Origin of the sequence: Bacteroides bouchesdurhonensis, assembly GCF_900155865.1 — a bacterium.
Taxonomy (GTDB): Bacteria; Bacteroidota; Bacteroidia; order Bacteroidales; family Bacteroidaceae; genus Bacteroides; species Bacteroides bouchesdurhonensis.
This window is the reverse complement of the sequence record NZ_LT707006.1, coordinates 1,458,332-1,484,454: the sequence shown is the minus strand read 5'-3', so window position 1 is coordinate 1,484,454 and position 26,123 is coordinate 1,458,332. Positions and strand designations below refer to the sequence as shown.

Here is a 26,123-nt window from a genome sequence, read left to right as displayed (position 1 = left end):
TTATTCCCGACTCTTACAGTCTCTTCAAAGCCAATTTAATAACCTTCTCAACAGGTGCATCCGGTTCCTCCTGCAAAATGGCGAACACCGCTTTTTGTGAAGGAGCCGTAGCAAAACCAAGCATAGTCAATGCAGCCACAGCTTCTTCCTGCACCTCTACATTAGCAGGTGATGACAGCATTCCAACAGAAGCCCCTCCACTTGCAGTAATTGTTCCCATTGTTTTTATTTTATCTTTTAAATCGACAATAACACGTTGTGCAGTTTTCAACCCAATCCCTTTCACCGTTTTCAACAGATTAGCGTTTTCCGTACTAATCACATTCACCAATTCGGCCGGAGAGAGTGCAGACAAAATCATACGTGCCGTATTTCCACCAATACCCGATACGGAGATCAACAACAAAAAAAGCTCTCGTTCCTGCTTTTCGGCAAATCCATACAACACATAAGCATCTTCACGAATAGCTTCGTAAATATACAACTTGCAGTTTTTCTTTCCCTGAATAGCAGAATAAGTATTCAACGATATATTAGCAATATATCCTACCCCGTTACAATCAATTACTGCGGTTGCCGGACTTAGCTCGGCAATCTCGCCTCTAAGATATTCTATCATAATGGGACAAATGTATACTTTATTTTTCAGCCTCGCAAATGAAGTTTATCGGCAATAAAATATTTTTCATGCGCAATAACAGCAGACGAAATTTTATTGTATAACTGATTAAGGAACAACCTCTCTAATCCAAAGAAAAAGTTGTGTAATACAAAACCCGATTTCCAAGCAATCCCCCCATTCTCATTAAACTAATAAAAAAAATATTAGTCAGAAAACAATAGTTTATAATAAAATGTTTAATTTTGCAGCAATTAGAAAGAAATTTGTTCATTAAAACCTATTAAAGGATGAAAAAAGTAAGAGCCGCCATCGTTGGTTATGGTAATATCGGGCACTATGTACTTGAGGCCCTTCAAGCTGCACCTGATTTTGAAATAGCGGGTGTTGTTCGTCGTGCAGGAGCAGAAAACATGCCGGAAGAACTAGCAAAGTATGCAGTAGTGAAAGATATCAAAGAGTTGGAAGGTGTAGAAGTTGCCATACTTTGTACTCCGACTCGCAGCGTAGAGAAATATGCCAAAGAATACCTGGCAATGGGTATTAATACGGTCGATAGTTTCGACATTCATACTGGCATTGTAGATTTACGCCGTTCACTGGATGCTACAGCCAAAGCACATGGAGCTGTATCGATCATATCTGCAGGCTGGGATCCGGGAAGTGACTCTATCGTACGTACCATGCTCGAAGCAATCGCTCCGAAAGGTATCACATACACCAACTTCGGTCCCGGTATGAGTATGGGACACACCGTTGCCGTAAAAGCTGTTAATGGAGTGAAAGCCGCTTTATCTATGACTATCCCGACAGGAACCGGTATTCATCGCCGTATGGTATATATCGAATTGAAGGACGGATATAAGTTTGAAGAAGTGGCAGCAGCCATCAAAGCAGACCCTTATTTTGTGAATGACGAAACACACGTGAAACTCGTACCGAGTGTAGACGCTTTGCTGGATATGGGACATGGTGTGAACCTAACTCGCAAAGGAGTATCCGGAAAAACTCAAAACCAGTTATTCGAATTCAATATGCGTATCAACAATCCTGCACTGACTGCACAAGTATTAGTATGCGTAGCACGCGCTTCTATGAAACAGCAACCGGGTTGTTATACCATGGTAGAAGTTCCGGTAATCGACCTGCTTCCAGGCGACCGCGAAGAGTGGATCGGACATCTCGTATAAATCTTTATCCTAAAGATGAAAATAAAAAGAGAAAGGCTTGGTTCTTTCTCTTTTTTTTTCCTAAATTTGTGATAGTATGAACAACACACAAGAATATGGAAAAACTATTCACACTATGCATTTATTTATTTCTGTGCATATCGTATGCTCTAGCACAACAAAGCGATCCCGTTCTCAAGCCCAACTTAAAATACGGCAAACCTACTAAAGAAGAATTATCCCTGACTACTTATGCCCCCGACACCACAGCCACAGCCGTATGCCTTCTTCATCAAGGGAAAACCTATTTCACTTACAATGACTTTTTCAAGCTACATACCGAACAAGTAATTCGAGTGAAAATTCTGAAATCACAAGGAACCTCTTATGCAGATGTCGCCATCCCATACTACTCTCCCACAGACACACATAAAGAAGCTGACAGAATAGAAAAACTGGATGGAGCCAGTTACAACTTGGAAAATGGAAAGATTGTCAAGACTGCACTCACCAGTGACCTGATATCTGACGAACGAGTAGACCCTAATATCAAAGTCTTGAAATTCTCTCTTCCCGCAGTAAAAGCCGGAACGGTGATCGAATACCGTTATATGACAACCACCAGTTACATCGAAATACCCAATTGGTATATGCAACAAGAAATCCCGGTAGTTTACAATCAGTACGAAATCACTATTCCCCTGGTATATATCTTTAACATCGAAAGTCGTGGGAGCGACTTGATAAAAACAGATAAAAAACAAGCCACCATGCATGCATCCAACTATGGACCCGGTGGAGCTGGTTCAGCAGATGTATTCTTCGTTAAATGTGATCAATTAACATTCACTAGCGAGAACCTTCCAGCCATTAAACAAAAGGAAGACTACTGCTGGTGTCCGGAAGATTACAAAGTGCAGATTAGTTTCGACATGCAAGGCACCAACTTTCCAGGACAGGAATACCGTCCTATCAGCAAGAAGTGGTCGGATATAGAGAAACGACTTATGAACATCGAATACGAACCGTTCGGTCAGCTTATGTCGATGACCAATCCTTTCAGAGAGGATGCCAAACGCGATTTCTCCAGTGATATGACCACTAACCAGAAGATTATCACCGCATTTAAGGTACTGAGAAAGAATCTGGCATGGGATGGTACTTACAGGTTATACGGTATAAATCCTTCTAAAGTGCTAAAAGAGAAAAAAGGTAGTAATGCCGATCTAAACTTCGTGCTCATCAGTATACTCAAGGACTTCGGTTTTTCAGCCTATCCTGTTGTTATAAGCCACCGTTCAGCAGGAATACTTCCCATCAATTATCCCTCTATTCAGAAGCTGAACACGTTTGTTGTTGCCGTTTACGACCAGGACAACAATAAATATATCTACCTAGACAGCTCGATGGAGATTCCTACACTCAATGTATTGCCACTTGAGCTAACCGTAAGTCAAGCGTACATGCTTGGTTCACCGGAAACGGAAGAAAAGAAATGGGTGGATCTGACCAAGCTTTCAAATAGCGCTGTATTAATTACCATTGAAGCTGCTATAGAAGGAACAGAGATTAAAGGGAAGCGTAAATCCTCCTTTACCGGACATCAGGCATTGGAATTTCAGCAACGGAAGCTACACAAAAAAGAATCAGCCGATGCTCCGGAAAATGACAAAAGTGTCTTTAGCAATACGAGGATCCAAAACATTTCTGACGATCTCGCACAATTGGAAGAAGTAACAGATTTCACCCTAAAAGCGGGAACATCCGGAGACCGACTATATGTTAATCCGATGATTTTCACACACGTAGATAAGCATCCTTTCTTCCAGGCAGAGAGAGTGCTTCCTGTCGAGTTCCCCTATCCATATAGTTTTGTAGTATCGTCTACACTCACCATTCCAGAAGGATACACAGTGGAAGAGCTACCCCAGTCGCAACTTATCAAAAACGACAGCAATGATCTGCAATGTAGATATATGATAGAGAAAGCAGAGAATAAGATCCGGCTGAATTATCTATTCATCCTAAAATCCTATCTGTTCCCTGTCGATAAATACAAACAGATACAAGATATATGGACCAAAATGATTGATAAGAATAAAGCGACTATTGTACTGAAAAAAATATAATTCCATTCTGCAAATAATATGAAACTGATACTGCTGTTTGCCATGTTGTTATTAGGTTGGCAAGGTTCCGCCCATCAGGCTAAGGTCACTACTATCGAACCTAACACAAAATACAACCATCCCACCTTAGAAGAGTTGGCCATGACCGAGTATACTCCTGACACATCCGCTACGGCAGTTGTACTTTATTCCAAATGTAGTGTAAACTATATTTTCAGCGACCGGCAGTTCCACCTAGTATATGATTACGAGTTCAAGGTCAAAGTGCTCAAGCCTAATGGGGTATCTCATGCTAACATCAGCATTCCATACTACCTGAATATAAAAGACAATCGCTTAAGAGAGATTGTCAAACAAATTGACGCATCAGCCTACAATCTGGAAAAAGGAAAAATTGTACGTACCAAACTAAAAAACGATCTTATTTTTAAAGAACGGCTGAACGACGAATATATGCTGACTAAGTTTTCCATACCTGCTGTCAAGCAAGGAACAGTATTCGAATATAAGTTTCAATTACATTCTGATTTTTTCTTTACCATAGCTCCTTGGAAAGCTCAAAGGAATATTCCGGTCCTTTGGGCTCAATATGAAATAACAATACCCGAATATTTTAAATACAACCTAGAGGTACAAGGCAGCTATAGCCTAACCCCTAAAAAAGAAACAACCCGTCAATTATTCATGCTCGAACCGCCCTATCCTCCAGGAACGATAGAGTGTAATGGAGACTATTTACTATTCACCGGCAAGCAATTACCGGCTCTTCATGCAGATAATTATGTATGGTGCGTAGATGATTACCTGAGCGGTGTCAATCTCGAAATCAAAGGACTTGAAATTCCGGGAGAGCCCTATCATTCATTTACCCAAACGTGGAATGATATCGATAGAATGCTGTTAGAAAATGAAAGTTTTGGCGGATTACTCAGTATGCGCAATCCTTACCACAAAGAAATGAAGTCACTGCACCTAGATAAAATACCTAGCCAACTGGGGCAAATATCCGCAATCTTTCTTTTCCTCAAAGAAAAGCTATCCTGGAATGGACAATACAGCCTATATGGAAATGAAGTTAAAAAAGTAATAAAAGATCAAACAGGCAGCAATGCCGACTTCAATTTTATATTGATGAGTATGCTGCGTGACGCACAGATTCCATGTTACCCAGTGGTAATGAGCAGGAGAGATGCAGGAAGATTGCCCATCAGCCACCCTTCTATTCTGAAGTTAAATACCTTTATCGTAGGTATTGCTGATACCGACAGCACTTTTGCTTTCTTAGATGGTTCAATAGATTACGGGTTCATAAATGTCCTATCTCCTATATTAATGGTAGATCAGGCACGTATCATCCATGATATGGGAGCAAGTTATTGGGTAAACCTGAACCGGCTGGGTAAACATCAAATCGACTCGAAAGTAGACGGATACATTTGTCCGGAAGGAAAAATCAAAGGAACCAGACTGACTCAGTATACCGGATTAGATACGTATTCGTTTCGAAAACGTTATCATAATGCCAAAGACAGTACGGCCTTTATAAGCGAACTGGAAACAACAGAAGGCATCAGTATCAAGCAATTTCAGGCAAAAAATGTGCGGTCATTCTCACCTGACGTTACAGAATTTTTTGAATTTGAGAAACAACTGACAGCAAGTGACAACCACATTTACGTCAATCCGCTGGTATTCCTTCATGTCAGCAAATGCCCATTCACACAAGCAGAACGAAAGCTTCCCATAGAAATACCATATAACAACCAATTGTTCCTGACTACACTTCTAAGAATTCCTGAAGGCTATGTAATCGAAGAAATTCCCAAACCTATGAAACTCATAGCAAAAGACGGACAAAGTATCTGCCAATACAACATATCCCAAGAACAGGATGCAATAAAAATAGAATATGTATTTTCTTCCAGCAAATCATTCTATCTGCCTGATGAGTATCAAGATGTGAAAGCTTTCTGGGAAAAGCTCACCAATAAAAACAATGAAATGGTAGTACTGAGAAAGTTATAAATAATCCCCATCTTAAAAAACTTTATATACATAATGAACTATTCAAGAAACCCAATAACCAGACTTCTATCCTGCGCCTGTTTAAGCCTCTTTACACTCTTCGCACAAGCGCAGGATGTGCAGTCCGATCTCATCTCCATCGTACAGGATATGCACACAGAAATCATTTGTAAGTCGATGACGCAATCGGTAGAAAAGCAGAGCATCACCATCACCATTCTCAATCGCAAAGGGATGGAAGACGCCCGGTTTATTTGTCGTTGTGACATGTTCAGTTCCTTGCAGAAGTTTTCCGGAGAGATATTTAATGCCACCGGGCAAAGCGTACGGAAGATTAAGAAATCAAATCTTCAGAAGAGCGAATACTCCGGTTCACTCGCTTCGGATGATTATTTCTATGTGTACGACTGCAACTATCCTTCTTTGCCTTTTACTGTGAGATACGAATGGGAAGTAAAATGTACCAACGGTCTCATCGGTTATCCGCCTTTCCTACCCCAGTTCAGCTTCGGCCAAAGAGTAGAAAAAGCTTCATACCGGATTGAATTGCCTGCCGAACAAACCTGCCGGTATTATGAGCAATACACTAAAGGAAAGAACATCCAGGTGAAAGAGTCTACCGGTCCGGATAGACGGCAGATTATCGAAGCCACAGCTACCAAATTGCCAGCAATCGAAAAAGAACCGTTCGGTCCTTCTTTTGCGCAACTGTTTCCATGTGTACATTTTTCCCCTTCTGCCTTTCAATACGACAAGACCGTAGGAGACATGAGCACTTGGCAGAAATTTGGAGAATGGCAAAACAAACTGCTCGAAGGACGTGACTTGCTGACCGAACCTTTCCGGAATTCCCTGCATGAACTGACGGCTAATTGCTCCACCGACCGGGAGAAAGTGAAAGCAGTGTACGACTATCTGGCAAAAAACACACGTTACGTCAGCATTCAGCTAGGAATTGGCGGCTTGCAGCCCATTGCTGCCACTGATGTTTGCCGTACAGGATTCGGTGATTGCAAAGGACTCTCCAATTATATGCGTGCCATGTTGAAAGAATTAGGTATTTCTTCTACCTATACTGCCATCAGCACCGAAAATGAGCGGCTCATTCCCGACTTCTCAAGTCCGAACCAGATGAATCATGTTATCCTGCATGTTCCTCTTCCGCAAGATACACTCTGGCTGGAATGTACCAATGCAGAGCTCCCCTTCGGATATGTGCACCAAGGCATTGCAGGCCACGACGCGTTACTGATCGAGCCTACGGGAGGACGGATCTATCGTCTGCCTACCTACCCGGATTCACTAAACACACAATCTATTGCGGCCAAAGTCCTCCTCTCTCCCACGACTGAGACACGCATCGAAGTAAATGAAATTTCCCGACTGTTTCAATACGAAGACGAAGCAGATATCATGTACTTGGAACCCAATCAAAAGAAGGACCGTATCCGTTCGAATATTAATTTGCCACAAGCCGATATTCTCAATCTACAAATTAATGAACAGAAAGAATCCAATCCGTCTATCACTTTCAATTATGTGATCAGTAGTAACCAATATGGCAATAAAACAGGCAACCGGCTGTTCATCCCTGTCAATGTTTTCCGTAAAGGATTCAGTGTACCCCGTAGCGCAAAGCGTACATATCCTATTCATATCAATTATGGTTTTTCGGACACAGACAGCATCCACATTCCGTTGCCCGAAGGTTATACCATTGAAGGACTCCCTCGTCCGGTCAGTCTGCAAAGCAAATTCGGTAAATTCTCATCTTCCATTCAGGTGAAAGACAAAGAGATATTTGTTACCCACCGACTGTTGATGAACAAAGGTGTTTATGATCCGGAAGAATATACAGCTTTTATCGGCTTCCGCAAACAAGTGGCAGAGCAATATAATGGAACAATTGTTCTAAGAAAAGAATAAGCCCAAGAGTCGATACAACAAAAAACCTTTGTTCTTTCTCTTTTTAGAAAAAGCACTACCTTTGTGTAACCAAAGGACAATTTGAACATACGGAGGAAAAACTTTGAAAAATAAACGATACAGCAATGGAGAGGAATGGGCGAATGCCCTAAGTCATGGTTCAGGTATTCTGCTTGGAATGATTGCAGGATATTTACTGCTAAAAAGAGCAGCTGAAAATAGGGAACCAACATGGGCAGTGAGCTGCGTTTCGGTCTATCTAGTAGGAATGTTATCTTGCTACATTAGTTCAACGTGGTATCATGCCAGTCGTCCGGGACGATTGAAAGAGTTACTTCGTAAATTCGATCATGGAGCTATATATTTACATATTGCCGGTACATATACTCCTTTCACATTACTCGTTATGCGCCATGCAGGTGGTTGGGGATGGGGAATATTCTCTTTTGTCTGGCTATCGGCGATCGTCGGACTTATCCTGAGCTTTACCAAACTCAAAGAACACAGCAATCTGGAGACAATTTGTTTCGTAGGAATGGGGTCTGCTATTCTCGTAGCCCTCAAGCCACTAATGGACTGTCTGACAGCCATGAATGCTACTCCTGCTTTCTGGTGGTTATTGGGAGGAGGAGCATCCTACATTATTGGTGCCGTATTCTATTCACTCCGCAAGCCGTATATGCATGCAGTCTTTCACCTATTCTGTCTGGGAGGAAGTGTCGGACATATCATCGGCATCTGGCTGATATTATAATTATCAACCTAATTCACATCAGGTATGCCGAAAAGTTATTATCTTTGAGGTCATTTTAGAGAAACAGAAATAAACATGACTATACTTCCTATTAAATGAAAAAACTATCTACATTATTGGCCTTATGCCTGATATCTGCTATGATATGGGCTGCGCCTGCTGATCCTCAGATTAAAGGTCGCTTAATTGATGCGACAAGTAAGCAAGTAATAGACTTCGCCGATGTGCTCTTGTTCAAGAGTGGAGATACCAACCCACAGATGCATACCTCCCCCGATGTAAAAGGAGTTTTCAGTCTTCAGAAAGTGAAGCCCGGAACCTATACTCTGATGATTCGTCTGGTAGGGTATGACATTATCGCACGTGAAAATCTGGTTATTTCAGATAACACAGTTCTCAATCTGGGAGACATAGAGATGAAACCACTGGAAAACGGTCTGGCAGAAGTAGAAGTAGTGGCCGAAAAACGCCAGCTAGTCTATAAGCTGGATAAAAAAGTAGTGGCCGCCTCCACCAACATAGTAGGCAGCGTCGGCTCTGCCGTAGACATTCTGGAAAACACTCCTTCCATTCGTGTGGATGCGGACGGAGAAATAACCTTCCGCGGAAGTGCAGGTTTCAAAGTATATATAGATGGCAAACCAAGCGTTTTTTCCGGCACACAAGCGTTAGAACAGATTCCGGCAGGACACATCGAGAATATTGAGATTATCACTACTCCCTCTGCCAAACATGATACGGACGGTGATGTAGGGATTATCAATATTATCACTAAGAAACATTCGTTGAAGGGACTAAGTGGTATGGTAAACCTGTCAGGAAGTACCTGGCTTGCCCGTAACATCGACTTCTTACTGACTCAACAGAACAATCGTTCACGTTGGTATGTAGGCGGACAATGGACAGACCGTTTACGTAAGAGTGATTTCGATCAGGAGAAAACGACCATAGTCGGAGACCAAACCACCGTTTCCCACTCGGTAGGGCCCCGTACGGGTGATTCTTATTATTATACGTTGAAAGGCGGATGGAACCTGGAACTATCGAAGACTTCCATCAACGTAGACCTTGAAGGTGGCTATGGCGGCAACAAACGAAAAGGAGACATGTCTTACAAAGAAACACGCACGATCAAAGGCAACGAACCTGTAACCGAGCTTTACAACAGTATCGACGATTATGATAACGACGAAAACATCGGTCTGGGAAGTATCTCCGTTGAACATCGTTTTAACGAAAAAGGTCATCAGATTGCCGCATCTGGATATTACAAATACGGTGGTCATGCTTTGGAGTATTTCTTCAACGACTTGAATGACTTGGAAGGGAACCGCCAACAGGGACATCGCGCTTATGAAGCAGAACACCGGGAAACGCTGAGAGCGAACCTCGATTACAGTCTTCCTTTCGAAAAGGTCGGCAAACTGGAAGCCGGATATCAATATTATTCCTATCTGGAGGACGGTAATTACAGTATGGAATGGTGGAACCCCGAAAACCAAAGCTTTTATTGGCGTGACGACATTTACAATACATTCTATTTTCAGGAAGGTGTAAATTCTATTTATACCATCTTATCGGCCAACTGGAAACGTTTTGAAGTCCAAGCCGGTGTTCGTGGAGAGCATACGCATACCGTATTGAAAAGTTCCGTTCCCGGAGCCAACCGGACGAAAAACCGTTTCGAGTTTTTTCCATCGGTACATCTGGGCTATACATTCGCGAACGATCACCGTCTGCTATTCTCTTTCTCACGACGAACCACCCGCCCGCAATTGTTCTACATGGAACCTTATATAACGTATCGTGACTTCTACACCGCCGAGATCGGTAACCCGGATATTCGTCCCGAATATATCAACTCTTTTGAGATGAATTACCGTAAATCCTTTGGTGAGAACAGTGTTTCGGCAACTCTCTTCCATCGTACACGCAAAGATAAGATCGAGCGTTTGCGTGTTCCCTATATTGCAGGTGTCACGTTGGACTCAATGGCTAATGTAGGACACGATTATTCTACCGGTATCGAGCTGAGTACCTCGCTGCATCCCGTCCGCTGGTGGAACACGACGATTAACGGCAACGTCTATCACTACAAAGTAAAGAATGAACTGGCAGCCGGAGGAAAGAACGAATCCAGCACCAATTATGATATTTTGTGGAACAATCTCTTCACATTAGGAAAATATACACGTCTGCAACTAGACGGCAGTTTCGTGGGACCGTCTGTCACCACCCAGGGACGGACCGACGCTTACTGGTATGCCAATCTTGCTGTCCGCCAACAATTGCTCAAACGGAAGCTCACAGCCACTCTGGCATTTAAAGATATCTTCCGGTCGGCTTGCTATATCAGTGATATCCAAACGGCTGATTTGCGTTCGTACACAAAGATCAAGCCCAAATATCCGCAAATCATGCTGACATTGAGTTATACATTCAATAGCTTCAAAGGCAAATCCTCGCAAGCCAAAGAAGATAGGAATGATATGTTTGAGGGAATCAAACACTAGCTGCATTTATACACATAACCGAAACTTCTTTTTTAGGCGCGGATTCCACATCATTCGCGCCTAAATTATGATGTGGCCCTCCCTCTACCCATCCCCTTCGACCCTCTGTACGATACGTAAATACAAATAATTGTTAAAGCACAAATACCGAATAGAACTTATCCGGATCTCATTAGTACACATACACAGCGGGTTTCACAAGTAAAAATCAATCTTCCAGAATCATCATTCGTCCACATATTTTTTTCAGCAAAATTAGATAACAAAACTCATTGATACACAACAAAAAAGGACGTACTTTATTGGCAAAAGTGTTCGTTTTTAACATTTCATTCATATTAACAATAAATCTATCTTTGCACCCGATCTAAGGAACCAAATATAACGAGCTTCTTTCCCCTGCCCACTATTATTTTCTTTCCCTTCTTCACAAAACAATTTAAATAAAACTATTAAAACAATTTAGTATGGGAACAAGTATTCAACCAGAAACTAAAGATTTACAATTTAGGTTTTCTTTTTTTAGAAACTTATGGATCAAAGATTCATCCACCATTACCTTGCATGACCTTTATTCGCAGGTCACCGGTCCGCTTTGGAAACCGCAAACCGAATGTTACCGGAAACTGAAAGTCCGTCCCGACCGGGAGAATGAAGCGAAGATGGTGAAAGACTCAATGCCTGTCGTCATCGCTGAAGGGATCTGCCGTCCCAACCATAGCCACGCTGCCATCAACCTGATCAGGATGAGCCTTCTTGCCATGTATGATCTCGACCATACCGGCCAACGTACTGCTGCCATCAAAGAGCTGTTCCGGCAACTTCCTTATGTAGCTTATAGCCATACCTCCATTTCCGGTGAAGGCCTCAAAGTGTTTGTCTACCTCGACGCACGTACTACTGAGGAATATCCCCTCGCCTACGCCATCTGCCAACAAACACTAGAACGTATCGCAACACATCCCTGCGACCTGCAGTGTGCACGCATCACCCAACCATGCTCTTGCGTATGGGACCCGGAAGCCTACCTCAATCCCAACCCGACACCGTATCCTTGGCGTGAAGAACTGGCTGCCGACCCTTCCCTGCAAACACTGATCCGATCTGCCGCCAATCACCCTGATTATACGTACCTTCCCGGCAGCAATACGAAAGTCTCTCCCATCCCTCCCGCCACCGAAGCCTGTGGATACATCGAAACATTTATCCGTTCCTTTGCCCAATACCATTCCCTGCAAAAAGGCAACCGCCACGAATCGATGCTGGCATTGGGAAGAAGTGCAAGACATAAAGGATTTTCAAAAGAAGAATTAGAAAAACTGATTTCGATAATGAGAGTAAAAATTGTAAGTGAGAGTTATTCCTTCCAAGAATTACGCAAAGATTTATCCTCTGGTTATCAATACATTGACTTATCATACGCCCCTCAAAAAGGAGCCAATCCGCCACTCTCACTCTCAACTCTCACTTATACGCCTGTTTCCCCCGGAAACACCCCGGGACAAGAAGAGGATATGTCAATAAATGATGAAAAGATATTATCCTCTACCGCACTTATTCCGGAAGAGGTTTACCAGCATCTTCCCGCTTTCATCACCCGAGCTCTCAAGGTAGTATCCAACCCTCGCGGAAAAGATATGTTGCTTTTAGGAATCCTTGCCAACCTAAGCGCATGTATGCCGGAAGTCAGTATCATCTACGACCAATGTCCCTACAGCCCACATCTCTATATACTCATTATTGCCAATTCGGCTGCAGGAAAAGGTATCCTTTCGCTGGCTAACATTTTGCCTACCGCTATCGACAAACATCTGCAAAGAGAAAATAAACGGAAAAAGGACGATTTCGAACGTGAACTGCAAGCGTGGGAACAACATAAACATTCCTCACACAAAGAAACTCAGGAAACGACCACCGACCAGGTTACCCGTCCTGAGGAACCGGATTATTACCACCTGTGCGGTTCGCCCAACACCTCGAAGAACCAGCTTATCAGCCGGCTGAAATCGAACGGTCCCTTGGGACTGATCATCGCCGCTACCGAGCTGGATACCATTTCGTGCGCAATCAAACAGGATTATGGCAAGCACGATGACGTACTCCGCAATGCCTTCCACCATGAGTCCGTATCGACAGACTATAAAACGGACAAAGAACTGATTTGTGCGGAAGAGCCGCATCTGGCACTCTGCCTCTCCGGCACTCCCGACCAGCTTCCCTCTTTCATCCATTCCTCAAGGAATGGAACCTACAGCCGTTTCACGATCTACACCTGTGTGGTTCCTTGGAAATTCCGTTCGGCAGCTCCGTTGAAGGGAATAGAAAACCATCGGCTTCATTACCAAGGACTCAGCCAAGAAATACTCAAGATGTTTTTCTTCTTCCAGCAGTCGCCGACGGAAATCACTTTCAGTGACAAGCAGTGGGAAGAACATACCGAATACTTCAGCAACGTTCTGGATGCGGTGGCGAGCGAACGTGCCAATGCTCCGGGCTCCGTTGTGTTACGTAGCGCACTGGTAGTAGCCCGTATAGCCAGTATCTTTACTGCTCTTCGCAAATACGAGGGAGGCTTGCAGATGAAAGAATATATGTGCAACGACGAGGATTTCCACTCCGCCATGGCTATTGTCCGAACTACTTTGCAACATAGTTTGCTACTCGAATCGTCGCTGCCGGGCGACAATACGAAGACCAAACCTCTGAGATCTTATTTCCGGATAGGTAAAATATTTAACATGCTTCCCGATTACTTCACCCTCAAGGAAATCAAAGAAAAAGCACTCTCAGATAATATAGCCGATAGTAGTTTATATCGGTATCTCCTTCAACTAATAGAAACCAAACATCTTGAAAAACAAGGAAATACATATCATAAACTAAAAAAAATCACTCTTAAAGGAGCGTAAAGTGAGAGTGAGAGTGAGAGTCCGTCAAATCAGCCTTCCCAAAGGGCTGGTTTGCTCCGGTAAAAGTGGTGATAGATCAGTCATAATATGATACAAATCTCACAACCGGACAAAAACGGAACTCCCATAAGAATGAACTGATTAAGTACTAGAAAGGTGACAATCATGTAGAAGAGTGAAGCCGGTCAAGTACAAGAACGGACGGATAGAAGTACAACAGTTTACCAAGAGAAGTACTGGAAACGAGCAAGAGTAGTACTAGAAATGATCAAGAGATGTACAAGAAGCGAGCAAGAGATGTACAAGAAACTAATCAGGAGAAAAACAAGAATGACTTTAACTGTATTAGGATCATTTTTCATTAAGGTAACGCGTGTGAAGCACTTCTTCCGTCCTTTCAAGGTTCTCCCAGATAACGGACAATCTGTTCCACTTCCTGCCGCAAGAAGCGATGGCGTCTCGGATTGTATCCGACACTATCCAACGCCTGCACCAGCGGTCCGCATCCCTTAATCCATCTGACCAACGTTTTAAGAGCAGTCTCAACTGTACGCCCGGGACAATAAAGCAATGCCAACTCCGACTTGTCATAAGCTCTCATTTCAAACTTTTTCTCCTCTTTTTCTTCTTTCATTTTTCTTTCCGTTAATGGGTTTTACATTGCTATAAAGATAGTAATAATATTCTTATTTGTCAAATAATACGTTTGCTTTCTTCTTCAAAAAAAGACAATAAGATACATTTTTGGACAAAGCCGGACATCTGCCGACAAATCGGGACAGTAGCCTTTCGCAATACCCTACCTTCGTAGTGTCATAAGCAAGGAACCACTTGTGACGAAGAGAATAGATTCAACTTATTTCAAAATCAAAAAAAAGAATTATGGCAAAAGTTTTTTCATTCACCAGTGTACTTCGCAAGAATATGCTGGACAAAGAGAAGCCCGATATGTATTATGCCTTGGCGAAGTCCAGTGGCGAGATCGGCATTGACGAGATGGCAGAGCGCGTTCAGCGTGCAAGTACAGTGAACTGGGCAGACGTGGTGTGCGTGTTGCGGGCTCTCCAGACGGAGATGATCGACAGTTTCAAGAAAGGCGAGATTGTCCGTCTGGGGGACATCGGATCGTTTTACGTCACATTGCGAAGCACAGGGGTCCTCACCCAGAAGGATGTGAAAGAGGGAGTGATCAAGGGAGCACGTGTCCGTTTCCGACCGGGTAAAGAGATCAAGGATGCGCTGAAGACTCTAGCTTACAGCAAGTTCAAGCAAGAAAGCAACGGGGAAAATCCCGATGATCCCGGATCGGATGGCGGGAAGCCTGATCCGAACCCTGATGACGGAGGAGAGTCTCCGGACCCGACTCTTTAATGATCTGAATTTGAGAAGTAACGAGGAAGCAATTGGGGGGATATGCTGAGAACAGAGAATTAAAAATTAAATGCAAGGAAAAATGAGAAAGATAAATCTGATTGTAATCCATTGCTCCGCTACGAGAGAGGACCGGACACTGACAGCATTCGACCTGAATTTGCTTCACCGGCGACGCGGTTTCAACGGGACGGGATATCACTATTACATCCGTAAAAATGGAACGGTGTTTCTCACCCGCCCTGTGGAACGGATCGGAGCGCATGCGAGAGGTTTTAACGAGAACAGCATTGGAATCTGCTACGAAGGCGGACTGGACTGCCGGGGACGCCCGGCAGATACACGAACACCGGAACAATGCACATCACTGCATTTGCTGGTGAGGCAATTGCAAGAACAGTTCCCCGGCTGCAAGGTGTGCGGACACCGGGATCTGAGTCCGGACCTCAATGGAAATGGGGAAATTGAACCGGAGGAATGGATCAAACAATGCCCATGTTTCGAGGTGAAGGATCTAGTTCTAAGGTAAGAAGTTTTTCAAGCAACAAGTAACATTTTATAGCATCAGGAAAGGAGGTGTGGAAATAATGGCAATCAATAAGTCTCTTTGGGATACAATTCTGAAAGTGATCATCGCAGTGGCTTCGGCAGTGATGGGCGCAATGGGCGCTAACGCGATGAATCTATAAAAAGAAAAGAAGTTGTACCATTGACATGAGAGGGGGGGTATGGAAGTAATGCTTTTACCCCTTCTCTTTTTTATCAGTCACAGAAAAATAAATAATAAAACAAATATGAGAAAGAAAAATAGATTAAAACACGTGTTATGCCTTGTTTTCCTGATGGGAACGGTGGTCAGCGCACAGGCAGACGAAGGATCGCAATTCATACCGACCAACCTTCAGGGATATTACTTTTCGCCACAAAACCTGGGACTTGCCACTCCGCAGACAGCAGAGTTCGTGCAATATGGCAATATCCCTATGAACTTATACAACGGGTTGCTCAACCTGGACATTCCTCTATTGGACTATAAAGATCCCGCTTTCGAACTGGACTTCTCGGTCAAGTATCTTTCCGATGGTTTCAAACCGGGAAGACGACCTTCAGTAGTGGGTAATAACTGGATTCTGAATGCCGGCGGGTCCATTACGAGAAACGTGGTCGGAACACCGGATGATATTCGCCAGGATCTACATCCGGGACTATTGACAGCTATCCGGGATGGTAAGTTTAAGCAGTATAGTAAGGAAAACTTAGTCAATTTAAAAATAGAAACCAGCGACGACTACTATCAGAATCTAAAAACAGAATATGATATGAATCCGGATATTTTCGAATTTAACTTCGGCAATCATAAAGGAAAGTTTATCATCGACAATACCGGTCAGGCAAAATGTCTGACCGGTGGCGGCTATAAAGTTAATCTTAGTGGAATGGCTGTTCAGAATTTCAGTAAAACAAACGCTCCGGCTTATTCCTGTATACAGATTACAACTCCGGATGGATACCTTTATACTTTTGGTGGGGGAACTTCTTACCTGGAATATAGCATACCTAACAATCCTAACGGCCTTACATCAAGACCCGTACAGATTACTTCCTGGCATTTGGCTTCCATAAAAAATGTGACCGGAAATCGCACAGTTTCATTCATCTATGAAAGTCGTTTGCAAAAAAGCAAATACCGGCTTTTCGTACTGGAAGGTTACTATGGACATAAGTATACTGAATATCGTATAAAGGTGAATGGTACGACAAAACCAGCGGATTTAAAAAATTTCAATGATGGAAAAAGCAAACATTTCCTACTGGAGGATAAAGTCTACACCCCTATCTTAAAAACAATCAACGTGGATGACATCTCCATCCAGTTCACTGTCGAGACATTCCCAACCAATTTTTATGGAGAAACGACCGGAAATGATCTACTTTATCTATCCAATATAAAAATGAGTAAAGGAGCCCGGACTATAAAATCATGCAAGTTTGACTATCTGACTAAAGGAAAGTTTTTCTTCCTGAAAAAGGTGACTCTCGACGATTTGAGTGAACTTCCTACCTATTATAATTTTGATTATGATCTGGACCTTGAAATGCCCGATCCGCTGACTACCAGTACAGATCACTGGGGATACTGGAACGGTAAGTATGAGGCTATTGATCAAGTCCTTACTTTCTTGGGATCTCAAGAAAAAATAGATGAAAAGAGGGCTGTCAATACAAACGTTGCCAGTTACGCAATGCTTAAAAAGGTCACCTATCCTACCAAAGGCGAAGAAAAGATTGAGTACGAACATAACCGTTATCGGTTCTATCTGCCCCGAAGAACAGATTGTTTCGGATGGGATAGCAATCAGGCAACCTATGATACGCCATTCGGAGGGGTCCGCATTAAGAAATTGATGATGTATGACCCCACCACCGGAAAAACGAAACAACGTTCTTTCCGATATACCCATCCTAGCACAGGAACGGAATGTGGAAGAATTAACGAACTACCCAGATACATCATGCCGGAGGAAGAAGTTAAATGCAGGTATGACTGTCCCGACAGTACGGTAACGACCCATACATACATATATTCCAAAAGTTGTAATAGTGCCGGACGTGTGAATAACATATCGGAACATCCCATCAGCTACAGTTATGTGACAGAGACTTACGATGATGGAAGTTACGACCGTTACCACTTCTCGAATATGGCAGATGACAGCGATCTTCACAAGAAACTAGGATATTATATTGCTAATTTCGATGGAAGAAGTTTCACTGACTTCCAGATATTGGACAAATCGCTAAATTATGCTCCGAACGATCTATCCGCTTTCAGGGGGAAATTACTTTCCAAAGAGAGCTATAACAATCGTTCTCATAAAGTAGCTACAGCAGAATATGAATATAACTTCGGAGACCGGCTGCGAAATTATGAAGTTTCGATCTCAAACTCTGCCGGTGCTTTCATATCCAACAAAATATTCACTACCCCTTGCCTGATGACCCAAGAGAAGCTGACGGACGAAAACAACGTGACGGTGATTCATAACTACGAGTACAACGACAAGGGAATCGTCACACAAAAAGAAACAGTGAACAGCAACGGCGACCATGTGTATCTGAAGTTTGTACACCCGGGAGAACAGAAAGGTTTATATCCTGAAGAGAATTACACCGGATTGGTCAATGAAAACAGAATAGAAGAGCCTATCGCTGTCATCAAATACCTCCGGAAAGCAGGGGAAAGTGAACGGAAGATCATTGATATAATTCAATTCTTGTATAAACCGTTCGAAGGTTGCGGACTTCAGAAACTTAGTTTATTGACCTACCTATTACCGGAACCGCTACCCGAAAACACGAATTTTGGAGATATAGGGGGGGGCCATGAAATACATGTACGGCATTGAATATTATAACAATTATGATCGATATGGAAACCTGATTACTTACAACATTCATACCGATAAAGAGGAAATTATTTATATCTGGACATCCCCTACGATGATGGCGGCTGAAATTAAAGGTTCCACTTATAAGGCTGTAAAGGAGGCATTGGGCATGAAACCGGAAGAATATTCAATGAACGACCCCGATAAACCCGAACTGGAGGATTTACGCGGGAAACTGCCGAATGCACATATCACGCTGTATGAATACGAACCTCAAATAGGAATAAAACATCTTTCCGATCCTACCAAACGCGACTCCTTTTACCAATACGACCGGAGTGGACGACTGAGCAAAACGTATCGTGTAGAAGAGAACGGGAAACTCCAGTTGATGGAATATAATAATTATCATTACACAGAATAATAAAAAGAAATCCAATATGAAAAGATATTTAGTTTTTATAATATGCTTGGTGGCAATTGCCAGTATAGCCAGCGGACAAGGCACACCTCCTCCGGAAGGGGGCGTGAGGTTCAACATAGATATAAATGACGTTACGAAAGTTGTCCACCATACGTTTGATACGGAAAGAGCGACTGATGTATACGCGGATCCTTCCAATGACGTTATCTACACCTTTACAATCAATAATCATTCAACCTTATTTACAGCCAATGCAATGGGATCAAGGCTTTCATCCAGCCAAATGTTCCTTGCATACAAACCACTGAATAGTACACTCCCGGCAAAGATCATCGACGGAGCGACAAACAGTGCGAAAGTTCAAACAGCAATAGCATACGAAAAAATGTTCGGCCTTACGTATGATGAAGATCTCACCAAGATACCTAGCCAGTGTCCACTTATTTTTCGATCTCTTGACCCGGGAGAATACGCTCTTTTCTGTGAAGGAGGCCGGAGCGGTAACGGACTATTGGCTACGAATCTTTATTTCTCGGCTATCGGATGTAGCCGTACCAATGCCGTTGATCTGGGAACTTTCTCAAATGGGACTCACAAAGAAGTAACCCCCGGCATGTTTGGAAAAACCATCATTTATTATAAACTCAAACTAAGTGAACTAAGTCTCCTGAGTATCGTTCATCAAGGTCCGGCAGCCATGCACCCGATCATATCTGTAAGCGGCCTTTCGAAAACCAGCGAATCGTTTCCACTGACAGATACAGGGGTCCCGCAAATAAAAGACGCCAAACTGAAAGCAGGAGAATATTATATCCAAGTCATTTATCAAGGAGAGGTATGTGCCCAAGCGGGACTGGACGTAACATGTGTGGTAAACAATACGGGAACCGATTGGGAACAACCGTACGACATGGGAAGTTATGCGGATAGCCTGTGTTATACCCATCAATATAGTCATGCTTACGGGGAAACCATTTTCCACTGTTTTGAAATTAAGGATATCATGGATATTAGCATTGAAGTCCCTGTTTGGACCCCCAAAGATAATACTCCTACTACAATAGCATTATATGACGCAAGCCATCATCTTATCCAAAAATCCGGTTCGGAAGAATACATACAATGTCTGAACAGAAACCGTTTATCCCCCGGGATTTATTATCTCACAACAGAGGGAGCTTCTTATTTAACAGACCTGAACGTGACAGGAAGAAAACCGACACACCAAGTAGATGAGAACAAAAATTACATCATTACTACAAAGCCCATTGCATACATGCCTTCTATGGTAGATATGAAGAACCCGAAGTATGCCGGTCAAAACATTGTGTATGCCGATGTATTCGGAAGGACAGAACAAACTGTACAATCTGGAGCCAGCCCCCATATGAAAGATATCGTCAATACGAAAGAATATGACCGGATGTACCGGGATAGTTGCACCTGGCTTTCTGTAGTGAACTTAAACAAAGGAACGTTTCTGCCGATACAGACAGTTCGTCAATACGCCCAAAGCCAATATAATGACGCATTTGCTTATGAAAAGTCAATATACGACGGTTCACCGTTGAATCGGCTGATCGAGAAGTATAATCCCGGAAGCAGTTGGCACACCTCCGGACATAGCGAAAAGACGAACTATCTGACCAATACGTCTGCTGCACAATGCCGTCTTTTCACTGTTACAGGCACGAAAGCAAATCCTCAGATCTCCCCAAAAGGCTATTATGCAACTGGCGAACTGACTGTGACCGAAAATAAGGACGAAGACGGACACCTGACGTATGTTTATATAGATAAATTAGGACAGAACATCTTGTCTCGCTCGATAAATGAAAAAGATACATTGGATACTTATCAAGTATATGATGATTTCGGTAACCTCTGTTTCGTGTTGCCGCCTCTGGCTATCGAGAAGTTACAGGTTCTCGGACTGCAAAAAGTGTTGGAGTTATACGCATACCAATATCGCTATGACGGATTGAACAATTACTCTGGTAAAAAAATGCCGGGAGCAAAATGGGTAAACTATACCTATGATAAGAAAGGACGTTTATTGCTAACTCAGGACGCGAAAATGAAAGCGCAAAACAAATGGAAATGTTTTTTCTATGATCAACTTGGAAGAAAAGTACTAACTGCTATTTACAACGGTGAAGAGCAACCAAATATAAACTTCATGATGATCAATTTTGATGAGAAAGACAATACTTCGTTCTACGGATATACTATACATTATCTTATCAATAAGTCGAAACTGGAAATGCAGGAAGTGATCTACTATGATACGTACGACTATAAAAAAGTAAATTCACAATTTACTACAGCCTATAATTATGTGGAAGATACACAATACGGGCTGCGCTATAGCGACGACTCGGAACCGCTAAAATGCAAAGGTCAGCAAACCGGAATGATCTCCCGCGTATTGGGAACGGATCAATTGCTGTATACAACTATGTATTACGACTATTACCAACGTCCGGTACAAACCTACAGCACAGAAATCAACGGAAAAGTACATGTCCGGAAGTTTAAATATGACTTTAGCGGAAATATCCTGACCAGTTATGACGGTATAGCCTGGACCTCATTTACACAAGCCATGACCTACGACCACAACGGACGACTGCTGACAAACTTGCACAAGATCAATGGTTCAATATCCGCTAAACTTTCTTACGGATATGACGAATTAGGACGTCTCACCAGTGCTACAAGAAGTAACGGAAGTAAATCTCTGACTACTACCAATCAATACAACCTGCGCGGCTGGCTCACTGCTACTCTAAACCCATTATTCACTCAGCACTTGTACTATACCAACGGAACAGGAACTCCCTGTTACAACGGTAATATTAGCAGTATGACCTGGAAAGCGGGAAAGGAAGATACTACCCATGGCTATCGCTTCACATACGATCAGTTATCCAGACTGAAGAACGCTATGTATGGAGAAGGAGAAACGCTTTCGCCCGTACCCTACCGCTACGACGAGCAAATAACCGGTTACGACAAGAACGGAAATATCCTCGGGCTCAAACGCTACGGACAGGTTTTTGCCACCAGTTATGGACTGATAGATAACCTTACGATGAATCTCAACGGCAATCAACTGACAAGTGTGAACGACGCTGCAACAGCTCCGACATACAACAATGGTTTTGAATTCAAAGACAACGCTAAGTTAGCTACAGAGTATGAATACGACGACAATGGAAGTTTAACAAAAGATTTGAATAAAAAAATTACCGATATCCAATATAATTACCTAAATTTACCGGACCGTATTGAATTTGAAGGCGGAAATTATGTTTCTTACCTATATGATGCAGCAGGAAAAAAACTACGGGCTGTACATAGCATCGCGGGAGGCACTACTACCACTGAATACTGCGGCAGCGTGATCTTTGAAAACGGAACTCCAAAGACAGTATTGACAGAAGCTGGTTTTGTTTCGTTGAATGATAACAAGTATCATTATTACTTGCAGGATCATCAAGGTAACAATCGTGTGGTAGCCGATCAGAATGGAAATGTGGAGGAGGTGAATCATTACTATCCCTTCGGAGGTATATTCGCAAATACTTCGTCAATCCAGTCGTACAAGTATAACGGCAAGGAAATGGATACGAAGAACGGACTGAACTGGTATGACTACGGGGCAAGACAGTATGATGCGGCGATAGGAAGATGGCAGGTGGTGGATCCGATGGCGGAAAAGTACTATTCTATTAGTCCGTATATCTACTGTACAAATAATCCGATGAGATTTATTGATCCAACAGGTATGTTTTATGGAGATTATTATAGCGGTTATACAGGAAAGTTCCTTTTTAGTGATGGCATTAAAGATAACAAGGTTTATGTTGTAAACACCAAAGAAGTTGAAAGTAAATTAATAACCGAAGTCACTAATCTTGGATTAAAAGAAGATATTCCTGAGAAAACAAAAGTATTTAATGCTTTTTTAAAGAAAACTAATGATTACTTTACCGAGATGAATCAAAAGCTTGAAAAAAAGGAGTCAAAAATTCTAATGGGTGGTGTAGGGAAATACAAAAGAAAACTTGCTGCTTTTAGGGAATTAGTCACTGATGGAGCACCATTTGACATTAAAAATGCAGAAGGGGGAGAATTTTCGACGAAAAACGAGAAAGCTTTCAAAAATAAGTATGCCTTCTATGATGGTAAATTACTTCGTTATGACGACTTTGGCAATTTCAATTATGGAGTAGCCGGGAAAGCTTTTGGATTATCAAAATTTATATTACAAGTTGGTGCAGGTATAAATCAATTATCCAAGCCTAATGTTCCCCATTCTATTTTGTCTTATGGAGATGAAGAAAAGGATAATTACATGATTAGACAAGGTTTCGAATATTATAATAAACATTTTAAAGAATAATCAGGTATGCATAAATGTAAATTCATATTATTAAGTATAGTTTTTGTGTTGATTTCATGTAAAAATGAGTACGTATTAGACGATATCGAGAGTGTATCAGAATTAAGGAATGCAATACTTAAATCGGAAAAATATATGAAGAAGATAGAAGTGTTGCCTAAATATTCAAGCAGGTTTCATGCCGAATTCGGTGATTTAGAATTAGGAAGAATAGGATTACTTTATTCAACACTGAATTATGATCCAAATGATTCTATACAGGAAGGACGATACAACCCTAACTGGCAGGCAGATGTCGATACTGTACAAAATATACCGGGATTGAAACCAGAAGAATGGCAAGAACTAAAACTAAGTCTGAAAATTTTAGGGAAATACGGAATTTATCGTAACGAGCAAATCTCCTATCACGACGGAAAATTTGAGTTCTATATTAATTATTACAAGATTGATAAATATACAAAAATTGGTCCACCAGCTTATTTAGCTGTTCTTCCAGAAAAACAAACTCTAACTGATGAATTTAAAAAACGATTCATTATAATGGACAGAAGAGAAGATTTGTATTTTCTAATTTCGGTTGATAGACATTGATAGTTGATTAAAAATCATACCAGAGCACTTTTAATCCACTCTGGTATGATATTTTGTGTTCATCACTTCATTTACACAAGCCATGACCTACGACCACAACGGACGACTGCTGACAAACTTGCACAAGGTCAATGGTTCAATATCCGCTAAACTTTCTTACGGATATGACGAATTAGGACGTCTCACCAGTGCTACAAGAAGTAACGGAAGTAAATCTCTGACTACTACCAATCAATACAACCTGCGCGGCTGGCTCACTGCTACTCTAAACCCATTATTCACTCAGCACTTGTACTATACCAACGGAACAGGAACTCCCTGTTACAACGGTAATATTAGCAGTATGACCTGGAAAGCGGGAAAGGAAGATACTACCCATGGCTATCGCTTCACATACGATCAGTTAATCTTTTTAGAAATACACCTTCTGCTATTTCTCTTTTTCCATACGTTGAAATAACTTTTTCTTTTTATTCCTATACTTCTGCGAAAGCGGATTATATAAATAAAGACTAATGTGTTTCATCCGTTGTTCATCTTTCTTTTGTTTTCGCAATTCCTGTTGTTCTACCTTTGTAATTTGTGCCTTATGCTTCTTCTTAAGTAAATCATATTCTGACGTACCCCTAAGCTGATGAACAAGAATTCTTTTAACTCGAGAAAGTATTTTCCGTTCACGAACAGAACAACGATCGATCTGACAGACAAAAAAACATCTCAATTTAATAACTAACTCATGAAGGCATTTTGTGCGAGCAGTTATACTAAACGGGCACCTAGTCGATAAAGTAAATCGAAAATAATTTTGAGCACAAAAAAACGAAATAAACTCATGCCGAACAGATTTGCAAGAAAAACAAGGTTCGAAAAGCTGTCCCTCCATCCTGAATGTAAGTAGCCTGATGATTCGGGCAAGCAACTTTTTTTCTTGATCAGAATAAGATTCGTTCACCTGTCGGGCAAAAGGAACATAAAAATTTCTTAATGTATCTTCTAGAAACAACAAACATTGTACTCGTATATGCGAACTAATCGGCTGCTCTTTAAACGGACAACCCACTGACATCCTTTTTTTTCATAACTTTAATCTATATAAATCAAAAAATTATTCCGATTCAAAAATAAAAATACTTTAAATATGCTCTTAATACAGAAAAAACTGCTACGTATTTATGAAAGTACGGTCAGTATTACAATTCTATCACAATCAAAACCTCTATTTAAAACCTGCAAAGGTCTGGAATACGTTGTTTTTCTCCAAATCAATACTCAAAAGTTTCCAATACAGAAAATCCTATGTATCAATTAGAAAAAGACTTCCCGAAATTTAATATTTGAAGTCATACAGGTTATCATATCATCCACTACCGGTGCACCCGATTTAAAATTAAAAAGAGGTTTAACCATGAGAGAACACTGTACAAATAAGTAAATTTGTAACATGAGAAAGACGCTACTGAGGATATCTATTAGAAAATTTCCAAAAGAAATAATTACATTCAAATCCATTAACAACATTTTTAGTGGCACTGTAAATATTAAATATTCAGAACATGGGAATTTTCACAATATATTATCGAGTGATACCTTAATATTATTGTTTCTTTTCACTAATAGATTTCGCCTTCATCCACCAAGCAATTAACTATCAACAGCTTAACTATAAACTTTTTCATAAATCTGAAGCTATTTTAAGGAAAACATGATTTTTTTGTTCATAAATGCTTTGTTTTATTGCCCATAAATTATATATTTGCATTATTAATTAATCTACAATCAATAAAAAACACGAAGAATTTTAAACATAATACAATTATGAAATCTAATGATCTAATACTAAAAATTACGTACACAAAAATTATAGTATGCCAATACTTACATTCTTTATTATGA

The 26,123-nt window shown here is 41.5% G+C and carries 17 protein-coding genes; 15 read left to right on the top strand and 2 right to left on the bottom strand.

Features of this window, described 5'->3' with window-relative positions:
• Window positions 1–13: 13 nt before the first annotated feature.
• On the bottom strand, window positions 14–619 hold the full coding sequence (gene ruvA / locus CZ225_RS05980) for a Holliday junction branch migration protein RuvA (RefSeq protein ID WP_077153356.1): 606 nt from the start codon (window positions 617–619) through the stop codon (window positions 14–16).
• A 290-nt stretch (window positions 620–909) separates the two neighbouring features.
• Between ruvA and CZ225_RS05975 the strand changes: the two genes are divergently transcribed.
• The 7 genes from CZ225_RS05975 (at window position 910) to CZ225_RS05945 (ending at window position 14,044) form a co-directional block, all read left to right on the top strand.
• Window positions 910–1,809, top strand: a complete 900-nt coding sequence (locus CZ225_RS05975; RefSeq protein ID WP_077153355.1) for a diaminopimelate dehydrogenase — start codon at window positions 910–912, stop codon at window positions 1,807–1,809.
• 95 nt (window positions 1,810–1,904) lie between these two features.
• Complete coding sequence (locus CZ225_RS05970) at window positions 1,905–3,917, top strand: DUF3857 domain-containing protein (protein ID WP_077153354.1); 2,013 nt, start codon at window positions 1,905–1,907, stop codon at window positions 3,915–3,917.
• A gap of 18 nt (window positions 3,918–3,935) precedes the next feature.
• Window positions 3,936–5,942 (top strand): DUF3857 domain-containing protein, encoded by a 2,007-nt coding sequence (locus CZ225_RS05965; RefSeq protein WP_077153353.1) that lies wholly within the window; start codon window positions 3,936–3,938, stop codon window positions 5,940–5,942.
• Window positions 5,943–5,975: 33 nt separating this feature from the next.
• Complete coding sequence (locus tag CZ225_RS05960; protein WP_077153352.1) at window positions 5,976–7,868, top strand: transglutaminase domain-containing protein; 1,893 nt, start codon at window positions 5,976–5,978, stop codon at window positions 7,866–7,868.
• Between the two features lie 103 nt (window positions 7,869–7,971).
• A complete protein-coding gene (trhA, locus tag CZ225_RS05955) occupies window positions 7,972–8,622 on the top strand; it encodes a PAQR family membrane homeostasis protein TrhA (protein WP_077153351.1) in 651 nt (216 codons plus the stop codon).
• Window positions 8,623–8,717: 95 nt separating this feature from the next.
• Window positions 8,718–11,135: a TonB-dependent receptor gene (locus CZ225_RS05950; RefSeq protein WP_077153350.1), complete on the top strand. Its 2,418-nt coding sequence runs from the start codon at window positions 8,718–8,720 to the stop codon at window positions 11,133–11,135.
• 467 nt (window positions 11,136–11,602) lie between these two features.
• Window positions 11,603–14,044, top strand: coding sequence for a DUF3987 domain-containing protein (locus CZ225_RS05945; protein WP_077153349.1), 2,442 nt, complete (start codon window positions 11,603–11,605; stop codon window positions 14,042–14,044).
• Between the two features lie 397 nt (window positions 14,045–14,441).
• Here the strand turns inward: CZ225_RS05945 and CZ225_RS05940 are convergent, their stop codons facing one another.
• Window positions 14,442–14,678 (bottom strand): DUF4248 domain-containing protein, encoded by a 237-nt coding sequence (locus CZ225_RS05940; protein ID WP_077153348.1) that lies wholly within the window; start codon window positions 14,676–14,678, stop codon window positions 14,442–14,444.
• A 248-nt stretch (window positions 14,679–14,926) separates the two neighbouring features.
• On the opposite strand from CZ225_RS05940, the gene CZ225_RS05935 reads away from it, so the two are divergent.
• The 8 genes from CZ225_RS05935 (at window position 14,927) to CZ225_RS05910 (ending at window position 24,690) form a co-directional block, all read left to right on the top strand.
• The gene (locus tag CZ225_RS05935; protein WP_077153347.1) at window positions 14,927–15,415 is read left to right on the top strand and encodes an HU family DNA-binding protein; all 489 of its coding nucleotides are present in this window, start codon (window positions 14,927–14,929) and stop codon (window positions 15,413–15,415) included.
• 82 nt (window positions 15,416–15,497) lie between these two features.
• Window positions 15,498–15,944 (top strand): N-acetylmuramoyl-L-alanine amidase, encoded by a 447-nt coding sequence (locus CZ225_RS05930; RefSeq protein WP_077155720.1) that lies wholly within the window; start codon window positions 15,498–15,500, stop codon window positions 15,942–15,944.
• Between the two features lie 64 nt (window positions 15,945–16,008).
• Complete coding sequence (locus CZ225_RS23635) at window positions 16,009–16,104, top strand: smalltalk protein (protein ID WP_159441800.1); 96 nt, start codon at window positions 16,009–16,011, stop codon at window positions 16,102–16,104.
• Window positions 16,105–16,209: 105 nt separating this feature from the next.
• On the top strand, window positions 16,210–18,822 hold the full coding sequence (locus CZ225_RS05925) for a hypothetical protein (protein WP_234983006.1): 2,613 nt from the start codon (window positions 16,210–16,212) through the stop codon (window positions 18,820–18,822).
• A complete protein-coding gene (locus CZ225_RS24235; RefSeq protein WP_234983005.1) occupies window positions 18,800–19,228 on the top strand; it encodes a hypothetical protein in 429 nt (142 codons plus the stop codon). Before CZ225_RS05925 ends, CZ225_RS24235 begins: the two co-directional genes overlap by 23 nt.
• A gap of 16 nt (window positions 19,229–19,244) precedes the next feature.
• Entirely contained in the window at window positions 19,245–23,636 is a 4,392-nt protein-coding gene (locus tag CZ225_RS05920; protein ID WP_077153346.1) for a DUF6443 domain-containing protein, read from the top strand.
• 135 nt (window positions 23,637–23,771) lie between these two features.
• On the top strand, window positions 23,772–24,230 hold the full coding sequence (locus CZ225_RS05915) for a hypothetical protein (protein ID WP_129585752.1): 459 nt from the start codon (window positions 23,772–23,774) through the stop codon (window positions 24,228–24,230).
• An 82-nt stretch (window positions 24,231–24,312) separates the two neighbouring features.
• Window positions 24,313–24,690 carry an RHS repeat protein gene (locus CZ225_RS05910; RefSeq protein ID WP_077153344.1) on the top strand — a complete coding sequence of 126 codons (378 nt, stop codon included), beginning with the start codon at window positions 24,313–24,315 and terminating at the stop codon, window positions 24,688–24,690.
• Window positions 24,691–26,123: the final 1,433 nt, after the last annotated feature.